Annotated in this window: 15 protein-coding genes; 9 read left to right on the forward strand and 6 right to left on the reverse strand. The window is 70.9% G+C overall.

What is annotated here, in order from left to right:
* Positions 1-65 precede the first annotated feature (65 nt).
* From ACFUN8_RS07705 to rocD, 4 genes are all read left to right on the forward strand, one after another.
* Complete coding sequence (locus ACFUN8_RS07705) at positions 66-710, forward strand: RNA polymerase sigma factor (RefSeq protein ID WP_383633008.1); 645 nt, start codon at positions 66-68, stop codon at positions 708-710.
* Positions 703-1,539 carry a hypothetical protein gene (locus ACFUN8_RS07710; protein ID WP_383633011.1) on the forward strand — a complete coding sequence of 279 codons (837 nt, stop codon included), beginning with the start codon at positions 703-705 and terminating at the stop codon, positions 1,537-1,539. The genes ACFUN8_RS07705 and ACFUN8_RS07710 overlap by 8 nt, the downstream gene beginning before the upstream one ends.
* Before the next feature lie 142 nt (positions 1,540-1,681).
* Positions 1,682-2,446: a hypothetical protein gene (locus ACFUN8_RS07715; protein ID WP_383633014.1), complete on the forward strand. Its 765-nt coding sequence runs from the start codon at positions 1,682-1,684 to the stop codon at positions 2,444-2,446.
* Between the two features lie 141 nt (positions 2,447-2,587).
* Positions 2,588-3,793, forward strand: a complete 1,206-nt coding sequence (gene rocD / locus ACFUN8_RS07720) for an ornithine--oxo-acid transaminase (protein WP_383633017.1) — start codon at positions 2,588-2,590, stop codon at positions 3,791-3,793.
* Positions 3,794-3,842: 49 nt separating this feature from the next.
* Here the strand turns inward: rocD and ACFUN8_RS07725 are convergent, their stop codons facing one another.
* From ACFUN8_RS07725 to ACFUN8_RS07740, 4 genes are all read right to left on the reverse strand, one after another.
* Complete coding sequence (locus tag ACFUN8_RS07725) at positions 3,843-5,024, reverse strand: glutathionylspermidine synthase family protein (protein ID WP_383633108.1); 1,182 nt, start codon at positions 5,022-5,024, stop codon at positions 3,843-3,845.
* Between the two features lie 20 nt (positions 5,025-5,044).
* On the reverse strand, positions 5,045-5,326 hold the full coding sequence (locus tag ACFUN8_RS07730) for a hypothetical protein (RefSeq protein ID WP_383633020.1): 282 nt from the start codon (positions 5,324-5,326) through the stop codon (positions 5,045-5,047).
* A gap of 101 nt (positions 5,327-5,427) precedes the next feature.
* Positions 5,428-6,621, reverse strand: coding sequence for a protein kinase family protein (locus ACFUN8_RS07735; RefSeq protein WP_383633022.1), 1,194 nt, complete (start codon positions 6,619-6,621; stop codon positions 5,428-5,430).
* An 83-nt stretch (positions 6,622-6,704) separates the two neighbouring features.
* The gene (locus tag ACFUN8_RS07740) at positions 6,705-8,228 is read right to left on the reverse strand and encodes a PLP-dependent aminotransferase family protein (protein ID WP_383633025.1); all 1,524 of its coding nucleotides are present in this window, start codon (positions 8,226-8,228) and stop codon (positions 6,705-6,707) included.
* 47 nt (positions 8,229-8,275) lie between these two features.
* Between ACFUN8_RS07740 and ACFUN8_RS07745 the strand changes: the two genes are divergently transcribed.
* From ACFUN8_RS07745 to ACFUN8_RS07765, 5 genes are all read left to right on the forward strand, one after another.
* Positions 8,276-8,803, forward strand: a complete 528-nt coding sequence (locus ACFUN8_RS07745; RefSeq protein WP_383633028.1) for a carboxymuconolactone decarboxylase family protein — start codon at positions 8,276-8,278, stop codon at positions 8,801-8,803.
* Positions 8,800-9,555 carry an isocitrate lyase/phosphoenolpyruvate mutase family protein gene (locus tag ACFUN8_RS07750; RefSeq protein WP_383633031.1) on the forward strand — a complete coding sequence of 252 codons (756 nt, stop codon included), beginning with the start codon at positions 8,800-8,802 and terminating at the stop codon, positions 9,553-9,555. The genes ACFUN8_RS07745 and ACFUN8_RS07750 overlap by 4 nt, the downstream gene beginning before the upstream one ends.
* A gap of 481 nt (positions 9,556-10,036) precedes the next feature.
* On the forward strand, positions 10,037-10,864 hold the full coding sequence (locus tag ACFUN8_RS07755; RefSeq protein WP_382565332.1) for a DUF1996 domain-containing protein: 828 nt from the start codon (positions 10,037-10,039) through the stop codon (positions 10,862-10,864).
* 81 nt (positions 10,865-10,945) lie between these two features.
* Complete coding sequence (locus ACFUN8_RS07760; protein WP_383633034.1) at positions 10,946-11,536, forward strand: DUF305 domain-containing protein; 591 nt, start codon at positions 10,946-10,948, stop codon at positions 11,534-11,536.
* Positions 11,537-11,622: 86 nt separating this feature from the next.
* On the forward strand, positions 11,623-12,672 hold the full coding sequence (locus ACFUN8_RS07765) for a LacI family DNA-binding transcriptional regulator (RefSeq protein ID WP_383633037.1): 1,050 nt from the start codon (positions 11,623-11,625) through the stop codon (positions 12,670-12,672).
* Positions 12,673-12,778: 106 nt separating this feature from the next.
* Here ACFUN8_RS07765 and ACFUN8_RS07770 read toward each other — a convergent pair whose 3' ends face one another.
* Both ACFUN8_RS07770 and ACFUN8_RS07775 read right to left on the reverse strand, forming a co-directional pair.
* Positions 12,779-13,138: a hypothetical protein gene (locus ACFUN8_RS07770; protein WP_383633040.1), complete on the reverse strand. Its 360-nt coding sequence runs from the start codon at positions 13,136-13,138 to the stop codon at positions 12,779-12,781.
* A gap of 132 nt (positions 13,139-13,270) precedes the next feature.
* The gene (locus ACFUN8_RS07775) at positions 13,271-14,227 is read right to left on the reverse strand and encodes a glycine betaine ABC transporter substrate-binding protein (RefSeq protein WP_383633043.1); all 957 of its coding nucleotides are present in this window, start codon (positions 14,225-14,227) and stop codon (positions 13,271-13,273) included.
* Positions 14,228-14,280 lie beyond the last annotated feature (53 nt).

Below are 14,280 nucleotides of genomic sequence, written 5' to 3' on the forward strand. Positions count from 1 at the left end.
TCAGGTGGCGCAGACAGGTCGGGACAGGCCGGGAACCGATCTGCGGTGAGCGGTGTATCAAAGGCGTGAGGACACGGGAGGGGACCCTGGAGGGGGGCCGCATCCTGACGGTTGCGGATGAGTCGGCGGTGATCGCGCGTGTGCGTTCCGGGGAGCGGGAGGCGTACGCGGAGCTGGTGCGCGCGTATACGGGGATCGCTCTCCGGGTGGCGGTGGCCTGCGGGGCGGGCGCGGACGCGGAGGACGTGGTGCAGTCCGCGTTCATCAAGGCGTATCTGTCGCTGGGGAGCTTCAAGGACGGTGCGCCGTTCCGGCCCTGGCTGATACGGATCGTCGCCAACGAGACGAGGAACACCGTGCGGTCGGCGGTCCGGCTGCGGGCCGTGACGGGGCGCGAGGCGGCGCTGCTGCGGGGCGAGCCTCGGATACCGGACTCGGCGGATCCCGCGGTGGCGGCGATGGAGGAGGAGCGGAGCGCCGAGCTGTGGGCGGCGCTCGACGAGCTGAGCGACGAACATCGCGATGTGGTGGCGTGCCGCTATCTGCTGGAGATGAACGAGGCGGAGACGGCCCAGACGCTGGGCTGGCCGCGAGGCACGGTGAAGTCCCGGCTGAGTCGGGCGTTGAAGCTGATGGGCGGGCTGCTGGCGGCGGAGCCGGGATCGGAGAAGGGATCCGAGAAGGGAGGAGGTGAGGGGCAGCATGGCTGACGGTGAGCGCGAGGATCTGCCGGAGGAGTTGCGGGCGCTGGGGCGCGGTATGCGGGTCCCGGATGTGGACGGCGGGACGATGGCCGAGCGGGTGCTGGCCCAGCTCCTCGCCGACGCGGCGCCCGTCCCGTCGGCGCCGGACCCGGTGCCTGTCCCGACGCGCGCGGCGCGGCTGCGCCGTCTGCTGCGCCGCAGATGGCGTGTGCTGGCGGCCGGGCTCTCGGGGCTGCTGGTCGTGCTGGTGCTGACCCCGCCGGTGCGGGCGGCGGTGGCCGACTGGTTCGACTTCGGCGGGGTCGAGGTGCGGTACGACCCGAAGGCGACGCCCAGTCCACGCGCGCCGGTGGCGGGCTGCGCCGATCCGCTGCCGATCGGGGAGGTGGAGCGGCTGGCGGGCTTCAGGCCGCGGATCCCGGCCGAGTTCGGGGCGCCCGACCAGGTGTCGCTGGACTGGGTGTCGGCGGGGCGGCCGGTCGTGAGTCTGTGCTGGACGGACTCCGGCGGGCGGACGGTACGGCTGGACGAGTTCCCGGCCGGCCTGGACCCCGCGTTCTCGAAGCGGATCCGGCAGATGCCGGAGTGGGTGCCCCTTCATGCCGGGGAGTCGAACGAGTCGACGGGCCTGTGGTTCGCCGATCCTCATCTGCTGCGGTTCCGGATGCTCGACGGGCAGGGCGCCGGGTGGGCCCAGTCGGCGCGGACGGCGGGTCCCACGTTGCTGTGGGAGGACGGCGGACCGGGCGGGAGCACCGAGGAACGGCTGACGCTGCGGCTGGAGGGCGTGGCGTCGTTGGAGCGCGCGAAGGCGGTCGCGGAGTCGATGCCGTGACTCCGGGCCCCTGATTCGCGTCCCTGGTTCGTGCCCTGATCTCCGTGCCGGGGAATTGGGAACCGGTCCGGCTCGGGCGGTGTACAGGAAGTGACGCGAAGGCGGTCCGGACGGTCCGGGCCCGGCGTCGGCAGGGGGAATCATGCGACTGCTACGCACGAGCACGGTCCGACGGCTCGCGGCCCTGATCGCGGCGACGGCGCTGACCTGGGTGTCCGCCCCGAGCGCGGTGGCCGGTGGCCCCACGAGCGTGCTGGTCACCTCCCCGGAGAGCGCGGAGACGGCCTCGCTCTACTACAGCGACAGGGAGTACGAGGCGCTGTCGAAGCAGCTCGACGGCCAGGAGATGGGGTCGCTGCCGGAGGGCCAGGAGAAGCGTCCTTCGTCCCTGGACTCGGCGGTGGGGTCCCGACTGATCAATGTGACATGGCTGGCCCACGATGTACGGCCGTGGCGGCTGGACCGGGTGTATCCGAGCGCGGACACCTCGGCCGTATGGATACATACGTCGACGGACATGCCGGGGACGGAGAGCGGGATCTGGCACAAGGCGAAGCAACCGGCCGCTCTGCGGGCGCTGTTGACGAAGATCGGTGTCATGGGCGAGAAGCAGGGCCACGGGGTCGGTGCGGAGGTGCCGCCCCCGTGGGCGACGGACGACACGACAGCGGCGGCGGCTGACACTCCCGCGACGGACCCGACGCAGGGGCCGGAGCAGCGGGCCACGGCGGCCGGGGCTCCTTCCGGCGGCGCGGACGGCTGGTGGTGGGCGATCCCGGCGCTGGGGGCCGGGGTGGTGCTGGGGCTGGTGCTGCGTCCGCTGGCGGGGCGGCTGCCCCGGCCGCCGTTCGGACGGGGCGGGAACAGGCCGGAGGGAGGTCCCCGCCGGCAGCTGCTGGACATGTGATCCGACTGGGCCCGCCTGCGGGGTTGTCTCCCGGGGCACGCCGAGGGCAAGGTTTCTTCGTCCACACTGGCGAGTGACGATAGAAACAGGGGCGCCACCCCGCCCTGACCGGATGGCTTGTCTCGACCGATCGGAGAACCCGTGACGACAACGGACCGTGCCATCGCCTCCTCGGAGGCGCACAGCGCGCACAACTACCACCCCTTGCCCGTCGTCGTCGCCACGGCGGACGGCGCGTGGATGACCGACGTCGAGGGGCGCCGCTTCCTCGACATGCTCGCCGGCTACTCGGCGCTCAACTTCGGCCATGGCAACCGACGTCTCATCGACGCCGCCAAGGCCCAGCTGGAGCGGGTGACGCTCACCTCTCGGGCGTTCCACCACGACCGGTTCGCCGACTTCTGCACCCAGCTCGCCGAGTTGTGCGGCATGGAGATGGTGCTGCCGATGAACACGGGCGCGGAGGCGGTGGAGACCGCCGTGAAGACGGCCCGCAAGTGGGGCTATCGGACAAAGGGGGTACCGGACGGCACGGCGAAGATCATCGTCGCGGCGGACAACTTCCACGGCCGTACGACCACGATCATCAGCTTCTCCACCGACGAGGAGGCCCGAGCGGACTACGGGCCGTACACGCCGGGCTTCGAGATCGTTCCGTACGGGGATCTCGCCGCGCTCGACGCCGCCATGACGGACAACACCGTCGCCGTCCTGCTGGAGCCGATCCAGGGCGAGGCGGGGGTGCTGGTGCCGCCGCCGGGCTATCTCGCGGGGGTGCGGGAGCTGACCCGGGCCCGGAATGTGCTGTTCATCGCGGACGAGATCCAGTCCGGTCTGGGCCGGACCGGAAAGACCTTCGCCTGTGAGCACGAGGGCGTGGTGCCCGACATGTATGTGCTGGGCAAGGCGCTCGGCGGCGGGGTGGTGCCGGTGTCGGCCGTGGTGTCGTCGGCCGAGATCCTCGGGGTGTTCCGGCCCGGGGAGCACGGCTCGACGTTCGGCGGGAATCCGCTGGCGTGTGCGGTGGCCCTGGAGGTGATCGCGATGCTGCGCACCGGTGAGTATCAGCAGCGGGCGGCGGAGCTGGGTGATCATCTCCACCACGAGCTGGGGCTGATGACGACCGGTGGCGCGGTGGAGGCGGTGCGCGGCCGGGGGCTCTGGGCAGGTGTGGACATCTCCCCGTCGTACGGCACGGGCCGGGAGATCTCCGAGAAGCTGATGGATCGGGGTGTGCTGGTGAAGGACACCCATGGGTCGACGATCCGGATCGCCCCGCCGCTGGTGATCAGCAAGGAGGACCTGGACTGGGGCCTGGAGCAGTTGCGGGCGGTTCTGGCCCGGTAGATGCCGGGGCCGGGGCGGTGGTCGGCGCGGCCGGCCGCCGGCCACCGGCCTACAGGATGACGTGCGGGAGGAAGCGGGCGTACTCGTCCGTGATCAGGCCCGACGATTCACGGATGCCGAGGCCCGCCGACTCGTTCTCGACGACCCAGGCGCCGAGTACGACGCGGTTGCCGTCGAAGTCGGGCAGTGGCGCCAACGCTTGGTAGCAGCAAGCCTCTTGGCGCACGGCCGGGGCGTGGCCGGGCTCATGGACGGTGACTCCGGCGCCCTCGCGGCCGAGCAGGGGCTTGGAGACGTAGCCGCCGGTGCGAGCGAGTTCGCGGGGCCCGTCGAGATAGGCGGGCAGCAGATTCGGGTGGTCCGGGTTGAGTTCCCAGAGGATGGCCAGCAGTGCCTTGTTGGAGAGCAGCATCTTCCAGGCCGGCTCTATCCAGCAGGTGCTGCCGGTGCCGCCGCCGTTGTCGAGCGTGTCGAGTACCTGGGGGCCGAAGCGGTCCGTGGTCAGCCACTCCCACGGATACAGCTTGAAGCAGCTACGGATGAAGCGCAGCCGTTCGTCCACGAAACGGCCGGTCAGCTTGTCCCAGCCGATCTGTTCGACGGACAGGGCCTCGGTGTCGAGGCCCGCCTGCTGGGCCGTCTCCCGCAGATAGGCGACGGTCATCAGGTCCTCGCCCAGTTCGTCGCCGTCGGAGTGCGCGAAGTGCAGGGGGCCCGGAGGGAGGAGGTGGGCCTGGCGGCGCCAGGCTTCGACGAGCCGTTCATGGAGGGAGTTCCACTGGTCGGCGCCGGGAAAGCGCTCCTCCATCCAGAACCACTGCGGGCTGGCGGCCTCGACCAGGGAGGTGGGGGTGTCGGCGTTGTACTCCAGCATCTTGGCCGGGCCGGTGCCGTCGTAGCGGAGGTCGAACCGGCCGTAGATGGAAGGAAGTTCGTCCCGGCGGTGCCAGGACTCGGCGATCAGCGCGGCCAGTCGGCCGTCGGTGATGCCGAGATCGGCGAAGCGGTCGTTCTTCACGATGTGCTCGGCGGCGGCGAGGCACATCGCGTGCAGTTCCTCCACGACGACTTCGAGGGCCTCGACCTCGGGAAGGGAGAAGACGTAGTAGGCGCTCTCGTCCCAGTACGGACGCAGGGAGTCGTCCGGGTAGCGGGTGAGCGGATAGACGAGTCCCTGTTCCTCGACCGTCTGCTGCCAGCCGGGGCGGGGTTCGATGGTCCGGCGCTCCATCATCGCGCGCCTACGCCCGCTCAGCCGCCGCCGGTGCCCGAGCAGCCGAAGCCGCCGCGGTCGACCGCCGACTTGTCGAAACTGCCGTCGTGGACGCGGCCGTTGCTGCTCTTGCCGCCGTAGTAGTACGAGCCGGAGCCGCTGCTGTCGCAGTCGGAGCTGGACAGTTCCTCATAGGTGTTCCGGTCGGCGCAGCGCCGGTCCGGTTCCGAACTGCAGGAGGTGACCGTGAGTGCGAGTATCCCCATGCCGCCGAGCACCACTGTGCTCGACCGCAACCTGCGTTGTTTTACGGCGGCCATGGCCCCGTCCTCCCCCGTCTGCGGTCGATCCGTCGACCCGTCAATCCCGTGCTCGCCGCACACATTAGATGCCTGGCCGCCACGGCGGACAAGGCGGTCCGTCAACTCTCCCCAACTACCTTCCTTTTGGGCCCTTTGGAAGGATCTGTGCGCTCGATCTCGGACTTCGGGAACGGGGTCCGTTTGCTCTCCCCGAGGAGACGGCGGAAGAAGTCTCCCAGGACGAGCGCTGATCGCACGTGCCGGTCGAGGAGTGCGGCGGCCTCGGCCCGTACGTACGCGGGACGGCGGCCGGCCGCCCAGTCCCGCAGGAAGCGGGCGTGCTCCGCGTTGTCGCGCTCGCCGTCGAGCAGATGGTGACGGAGGAGATGGGTCGTGGTGTAGCAGCGGTCGTAGGAAAGGTGGTCGGTGAGGAAGTCCGCCTCCGGCGGGGTGAGTTCGAAGCGCGAGCTGAGGGCGAGCCCGAAGTCGGCGAAGTAGATCAGCCGCCCGTCGGTCAGGACGTTACGGAAGTGCGCGTCGAAGTGGACCAGGCCGCGCGCGCTCATGAAGTCGGCGCCCCGGGTCAGGGCGTCCTCGACCCAGGCGTACGGCGACACCTCCGAATCCGCCGCGACCTCCGAATCCACCTCCGCCCCCGACTCCGGCGGGGCGGCGGTCCGTCGGTCGGCCAGCCAGGTACCGAGCGTCTGCGGCACGTACTCCAGGAACAGGAACAGGCCGGCCGTCGACCCGCCGATGGCCTCCAGTCGACGGCGTACGGCGGGCGAGCCGTCCCAGTGCGCGACGGCCTTGTCGAGACCACCGAACTCGTCCAGGAAGCCGTCGGGGCTGGAGTCGGGCAGAACACGCCAGTGGTACAGCAGCGGGAAGCCCGCGTAGGCGTCGCCGTCGCCGATGACCCAGTTGGTGGTCATGGTGTGCGCGGCGAGTTCACGCCAGGCGCCGAACCCGGAGGAGCCGATGCCGTATTGGTAGAAGAGCGGTAGCTCGAAGAGGTTGGCGGTCGAGTGCAGATGCTCCGGCCGCAGTTCGAGGTCGGTCAGCGGGACGCGTTTGACGAAGACCCGCGTCCCTTCGACGTCCAGCTCCGCCGACCGCCCGCCGACGCCGGACCCGAGCGGGGTGGCCCCGGCCACGACCTCAGCGAGCCGGCGGTCGCTGAGCAGGGAGAGCGCGGTGCCGACGGCCCCGTGGGCGGCCAGCCGGGCGCCACGCGTGTCACGCGCGGCACGCGCGTCACGTGCGGCCGGTACCTGCGCGCCGTACCCGTACGGCGCATCGGGGGTGTTCATCCTCGGCTCCTCGGTCCCTCGGTCCCTCGGTCCCTCGGTTCTTCGGCTCTTCGGCTCTTCGTCGGTTCGGCTTCGGGGCGGGGTCACGGCAGCACTCGGCAGAGCGCGTCCAGCGCGCCCGCCCACGCGCTGTCCGTCGGGGCGCCGTAGCCGACGACCAGTGCGTCGCGGCCCGGGGCGACGGACGGGTGCCGGAAGCCGGAGAGCCCCTGGATCGCCAGGCCCTGCCAGGCCGCCGCCTCGATCATGGTGCGTTCGTCGGTGCCCGGCGGGAGTTCGACCACCGCGTGCAGCCCGGCGGAGATACCGGTCACCCGGCACCCCGGCGCGTGCTCGGCGAGCGCCTCCACGAGTTGGTCGCGCCGTCTGCGGTAGCGCAGCCGCATGGACCGTACGTGACGGTCGTACGCACCGCAGGAGATGAACTCGGCGAGCGTGAGCTGGTCCATCGCGCTCGGCACCGCCGCGACCTCGCCCTTCGCCTCGATCACCTCCCCCACCAGCGCCCTGGGCAGCACCATCCACGCGAGCCGCAGCCCGGGGGCGAGGGACTTGCTCGCCGTGCCCAGGTACACCACCCGCTCCGGGTCCAGGCCCTGAAGCGCGCCGACGGGCTGGCGGTCGTAGCGGAACTCCCCGTCGTAGTCGTCCTCCAGAATCAGCCCGCCCGCGCCACGCGCCCAGTCCACCACCGCCGCACGCCGGTCGGGATGGAGCGCGGCACCGGTCGGGAACTGGTGCGCCGGAGTCATCAGCACCGCGTCGACACCGCGCAACCCGCCCGGTCCGGAGGACAACTCCTCCGTGCGGGTGCCGAGTTCGTCGAGGGCGAGCGCGGGGGTGCGCAGCCCGGCGGCCGTCAGGATGTCGCGGTGGAAGTCGAGCCCGTACGACTCGACCGCCACCGCCGCCCGCCCCTTCCCACCGGCCTTCCCGCCGGCGCTCCCGGCAGCGCTCCCGGCGGCTTTCCCCGCCGCACTCCCCCGGCGGGTCGCGAGCACCTGGGCCATCAGTGCCAGGCCGTGGACGAACCCCGAGCAGAGGACGACCCGCTCCGGGTGGGCGTACACCCCGCGCGTCCGGGCCAGATAGTCGGCGAGGACGGTACGCAGTTCGACGCGCCCCAACCGGTCGCCGTAGTCGAACGCGTCGTTCGGCGCGGCGGTCAGCGCCCGGCGGGAGGCGGCGAGCCATTCGGCCCGTGGAAAGGAGCCGAGGTCAGGAGTGCCGGCCCGCAGATTGTGCGCGGGCTTGCGGTGGACGGGCCGGGCCGGCGGGCGGCCGAGGGCGGTCGTCGTACGCGGCTCGGCCCGCCGGGCGACCCGTGTCCCCGAGCCCTGCCGCGCCGTGAGCCACCCTTCGGCGACGAGTTCGGCGTACGCGTCGGCCACGGTGTTGCGCGCCATGCCCAGATCGGCGGCGAGCGTACGGGACGAGGGCAGCCGGGTGCCGGGCGTCAGCCTCCCCGTACGGACGGCTTCGCGCAGGGCGTCCATCAGCCCCGTACGGAGCCCGGGACCGCGCAGTTCAAGGTGGAGATCGGCGCCGACCGTGACAGCGGTGACCCGTCGTTCGCCGCCCGCCTCATTGGCCCACGAATCCGTCATGGAAATGGACCATACAGCTGTGCCACCGGGCGCGTAGCGTCTTATACATGACCACGAACCAGAGCGACCGGAACAGCGCAGACCACACCCACCAGCACGACCGCGTCCCCGAACACGAGCCCCGCCTGCCCTGGGCGAAGCTCGCACCCGACGTCTCCAAGGCGATGTTCGGCCTTGAGAAGGCGGTACGGCAGGGCATCGACCCGGTGGTGTACGAGCTGGTGAAGATCCGCGCGTCGCAGCTCAACCACTGCGCCTTCTGCCTGGACATGCACACGAAGGACGCGCTGGCCGCCGGGGAGTCGGCGGAACGGATCGTCCAGCTGAGCGCCTGGCAGGAGTCGCGCCACTTCTACTCGGCGAAGGAGCTCGCGGCGATCGAGCTGACCGAGGCGGTCACCGTGCTGACGGACGGCTTCGTGCCGGACGCGGTGTACGAGCGGGCGGCGGCGCACTTCGAGGAGACGGAACTCGCCTATCTGATCGCGGCGATCACCGTCATCAACTCGTGGAACCGCTTCGCGGTGACGACCCGCATGGTCCCGGGCCACTACACGCCGGGGACGTACAAGTGACGGCGTCCGACCTGGTGACGGCGTTCCGCGCGCTGCACCACGACCGGGCCGCCGATGACCCGCTCGTCCTGCCGGGGCCGTGGGACGCGGGCAGCGCGCGCGTCTTCGCGGAGGCCGGTTTCCCGGCTCTGGCCACGCCGAGCGCGGGGGTCGCGGCGTCGCTAGGGTACGAGGACGGCGCCACCCCGCCGGACGAGATGTTCGTGGCGGTGGCCCGTATCGTCCGGGCCGTCTCCGGCTCCGGCTCCCCAGGCGGCACGCCCGTGCCCGTCAGCGCCGACATCGAGGGCGGTTACGGACTGGCCCCGGCCGAGTTGGTCGCGCGCCTCCTCGACACGGGCGCCGTGGGCTGCAATCTGGAGGACTCCGCCGACGGCGGTCTCAAGGACCCGCACCGGCACGCGGACTGGCTGGCGGAGGTCCGGGCGGCGGCCGGTGACCGGCTGTTCATCAACGCCCGCGTCGACACCTTCATCCGTGGCGTGCGCGACCCGGCGAAGGCGATCGCCCGCGCCCGGCTGTACGTGGCCGCCGGGGCGGACTGCGTGTACCCGATCGCCGCCCCGCCGGAGGCGATCCCGGTCCTGCGGGCAGGCATCGAGGGCCCCATCAACGTCGGGGCGGCGCCCGCCGGTGCGGCGGAACTGTCCGAGCTGGGCAAGCTCGGCGCCACACGCATCACCTTCGGTCCGGGGCTCCAGCGGCAGGCGATGGCGGCGGTACGGGAGGGCGCCGCGCGGCTGCGTTCCTGAGCCCGAGCCCGGGCCCCGCCGCAGCGGACAGCGAGCCCCGCACGAACCGCGCCGCAGCGGACGGCGAGCACCGCGTGAACCGATCCCCGGCAGGCGACCGCCCACCGGGGATCCGCCATGCCTGGCCCCTCGCGATATCTGCCCATCCCGGACAGTGACCTTGAGAGAGCGCTCTCCCACTCGCACAGGCGGCAACTCCCCTGAATATGGGGCTACTTGACGGTCTCTGTCGCAACTATTGACACCTCTGCGGCCCACTCCTACGTTCACGTCCAGAGAGCGCTCTCTGAAAGTGATCAAAGATCAAGGAACCCCCAATTCCTCAGATTGGAGTGCCGTGCTCCACAGACCCTCCCGCACCCCCCGCACCGCCAGCACCCCCCGCCCCGCCCCATCCCTCCGCAAGGGACTCGCGTCCTGGCGCCGACGCGTCGTCGCCCTGGCTCTGGTCGCGCTCACCGCGTCGCTGCTCCAGGCCAACATGAGCAGCGCGAGCACCGACACCGTCTCGGCCGGCAAGGCCGCGTCGGGCACCAAGGGCGCCGCCGTCGTCCGGGTGTCGGAGTTCCTCGCCGAATGCCCCTACAGCCACCGCCTCCCGGACGACCCGATCGTCTTCCCCGGGCTGCCCGGCGCCTCGCACATGCACAGCTTCTTCGGCAACGACACCACCAACGGCCGCTCCGACGTCAACAGTCTGGCGAAGGGGCGCAGCACCTGCTCGCCGAAGGAAGACCTCTCGTCGTACTGGGTCCCGACCCTGTACGACGGCACGAAGGAGGTGGAGCCGACCGGCACCACCTTCTACTACCTGGGTGAAGGCGTACGGGACGACATCATCGCCCAGACCCAGCCCCTGCCGTACGGACTGCGGATCGTGGCGGGCAACGCCAAGGCGACCGGCCCCAACGACAACACGCGGGCGCGCTGGTCGTGTCTGCACCACGGCGAGGTCAACCCGTCGACCGACTTCGTCAACTGCCCGGCGGGCGCGATGCTGGAGTCGTATCTGGACTTCCCGCAGTGCTGGAACGGGCGGGATCTCGACTCGGCGGACCACAAGAGCCATATGTCGTACCCGGTGGCGGGCGCCTGCCCGTCGACCCACCCGGTGCCGGTGCCGAAGTTGCGGCAGGTGCTGAGGTATCCGGTCAACGGTGATCCGGCCCGGCTCTCGCTCGCTTCGGGTCGCGGCTACACGATGCACGGCGACTTCTTCAACGTCTGGCCCGCCGCGGAGATGGAGCGGCGCGTGCGTGACTGCATCCGTCCCATCATCAAGTGCGGTGCGAACGGAGTGCCTTCCTGACGGACCGGTCCGATCCTGTCCGGGGCCGCACAGTCCCGGACAGGCGTCCGGTCCGCCCACCACACCCCCCGAGGACTCTCCATGAAGGCGGTACACGCTACGGCGGCGGCACTCGTCGCCCTCCTGGTGGCGACGGGCTGCTCGTCCGCCCCGGAGCCGAAGACGGACTCGCCCGCGCGGCCGACTCCCGTAAGCACCCCCGACGCGTCCAGCACCCCCGGCACCCTCTCCGGTGCGACCGACGCCGCGTGGCTCCAGCTCATGACCCCCATGAACGAGGGCGCGGTCGAGCTGCTGACGATGGCCGCCGACCGGACCACCGACCCCGGGCTGCGGAGCTGGGCGAACGATCTGGCCGACGCGCACCGCGCCGAACTCGGCCGGATGCGGCCGCTGTTGAAGGAGCTGGGCCTCCCGGACACGAACGTCCACGAGGGCCATGAGATGCCCGGCATGGTGACGCCGGGCGATCTCGCCCAGGCGCGCGCCGCCAAGGGCGCTGCCTTCGAGAAGGTCTTCGTCACACAGATCCGCGAGCACCTGGAGCACTCCGCGCGCGTGTCCCGCTCGGAGGTCGACGCGGGCAGCGAGGCGGCGGCCAAGAAGCTCGCCGCCGCGCTGGTCGAGGCGAGGCGGGGCGAACTCGACGGCCTGAAGCGGGTCGCCGCGTAGGCCGTGTCCGCGGCGCCGCGCGGCGCGGTACCGACAGCCCCGGGGACCCACTCGGGGCGCCGAGTACCAACCGGTATAAAGGCTGCATGACTGCCGACGTCTCCCCGCCCGCGCGCCCGACCCTGGAGGACGTGGCCGCCGTCGCAGGCGTCTCTCGCGCCACCGTGTCCCGGGTGATCAACGGAGCGCCGACGGTGGATCCGGCGCTGCGCCGCATCGTCGAGGAGGCCATCGCGACCACGCACTACGTGCCGAACCGCGCCGCGCGCTCCCTGGTGACCCGGCGCACCGACTCGGTCGCGCTGGTCGTCTCCGAGCAGGAACGGCGGCCGGTGGCCGAGCCGTTCGTGGGCCGAATGTTCTCGGACCCGTACTTCGGCCGGGTCGTGGGCGGGCTGCTCGACGTGCTGCGGCCGGCCGGTGTCCAGATGGTGCTGATGCTGGCGGACGACGCCGCGTCGCGCGAGCAGTTGCTCTCGTATCTGCGTCAGGGCCATGTCGACGGCATCGTCCTGATCTCGTCGCACGCCGGTGATCCGCTGCCCCGGCTGGTCCACGAGACCCGGCTGCCCGCCGTGCTGGCGGGCCGGCCCGGACAGCCGTCGCCGCTCACGTACGTGGAGGCGGACCAGGCGGCGGGCGCGCGGCTGGCCGCCGGGCATCTGGCGGGGCTGGGGCGGCGCAGGATCGGTACGGTCGCGGGGCCGCAGGACATGCCGGCGGGGCAGGAACGGCTCGAAGGGTTCCGGACGGCGATGGCCTCGTACGGCATCGAGGACGTGGCCGTCGCGGAGGGCGACTTCACCCACACGGGCGGCGCGGCGGCGATGCGGCGTCTGCTGGCCGAACACCCGGATCTGGACGGGGTGTTCATCGCGTCCGACCTGATGGCGCTGGGGGCGCTGCCGGTCCTGCTCCGTGCGGGCAGACAGGTGCCCGACGAGGTGGCCGTGGTGGGCTTCGACGACAGCAACGCGGCGCTGACCTGCGATCCGGCACTGACGACGGTACGTCAGCCGGTCGAGGAGATGTCCTCGGAGATGGCCAGGCTGCTGCTGAAGCAGATCACCGCGCCGGGCAGCCCACTGCCGTCGATGATCTTCACGCCGACGCTGGTGGTGCGGGAGTCGGCGTAGGCCCCTCGACACGCCGCGCCCAGCCCCGGCCCGGTGATCGGTTCAGCCGTTCAGCCGTTCAGCCGTTCAAGCATCCAGCCGTTCGGACATTCAGGCGTTCGGGCATTCAGGCGCTCCGGCCGTGCCGTTCCTCGTCCTCCAGCGCGGCGGCCTCCTGCGACAGCCGTGTGGCCTGGAGAAGGCTCAGCCCCGGCTGCGCTTCACGGAGCGCCTTCACCGCCTGTACGGAGTCGGCGCGCCCCTTCACCCCCGCCTCGGCCATCTTCCGGCGCGCCCAGCTCCCGCGCAGCTCGGCGTCGGTGGTCTCCTTGGCCGCGGCGAGCAGTGCGGCTGCCCGCTCCAGCCCCGGCCGTTCCTCGGGACCGGCGGTCTTCAGCGCCTGGTCGACCGCCTCGGCGATCTCGTCGGCCTCGCGCACGACGAGAACCGTGAACTCTTCTTCCTTGTCCTGTCCGAATAGCTTCATCTCTGGATCCTGTCCTTCGCGTATCCGCGAGCTCAAGAGAGTTGAGCCAGTTCTGAGGTACGCACCCGCACGGACGGCCCGGACGGCTCGGAGCCGGTGAGCCCTCCGGGCCGTCCGTGCGGGTGCGACGGGTTACTTCTTGGGGAGCCATGCCTCCCAGACGGACTTGTTCGCCTTGACCCACTGCTCGGCCGCGTCCGGGCCGCTCATCTTGTCCTTGGCGATGGCCTTGGCGACCTCGTTCTGCGCCTCGGTGCTCCACTTGAAGTTCTTGATGAACTCGGCGGCGTCCCCGCCGTCCTTCGCGAAGTCCGCGTTGAGGTACTTCTGAAGCGGGGTGTTGGCGTACGCGCAGTCCGTCGCCGTCTCCGGGACGTTGCAGCCCTCCTCGTACGCGGGCAGCTTCACCTCGACCAGGTCGATGTCCGCGTTGAGCCACTGCGGGTCCCACCAGTAGGTGATGAAGGGCTGCTTGTCGCGGTACTTCTGCTGGATCTCCTTGATCTGGGCGGCCTCGTTGCCCGTCTCCTTGATCTTGAGATTCAGCTTGAGGTTCTTGACCAGGTGCTCGTCGTACGTCGTGTACGAGGGCGCCGCGCCGAGGAACTCACCCATGTCGCCGCTGTTCGCGGAGCTGAAGTCCTTGGTGAACTTGTTGAGCTTCGTCGCGTCCGTGACCTCGGGGTTGGCGTCCGCGTAGTACTTCGGGACGAACCAGCCGATGTGACCGACGACGCCGAGGTCGCCGCCCTTGACGATGGTCTTCTTGTCCTCGATGTAGAGCTTCTCCTTCTTCGGCGAGCCGCCCCAGTCCTCCAGGATCGCGTCGGCCTTGCCGTTGTTGAGCGCGTCGAAGGCGACCGGCTCGTCGAGCTGCTGCAGCTCGACCTTGACGTCCAGCTCCTGCTCCATGATCACCTTGGCGACCTCGGCGTTGGCGCGCGCGCCGACCCAGGAGGGGACGGTCAGGGTGATCTCGTCGGACGCCGACTTGGACTCGGTCTCGGCGGCGCACGCGCTGAGCGCGAGCATGCCGAGCGCGCCGACTCCGGCGACCAGGGTGGTGCTTATCCGCTTGCTGTGGTTCACGTCGTTGTTCTTTCTGTCGCGGTTTCAGTTATGGATTCAGTTGTGGATTCAGC

This window comes from Streptomyces sp. NPDC057307 (assembly GCF_042667665.1).
In the GTDB taxonomy this organism is placed as follows: Bacteria; Actinomycetota; Actinomycetes; order Streptomycetales; family Streptomycetaceae; genus Streptomyces.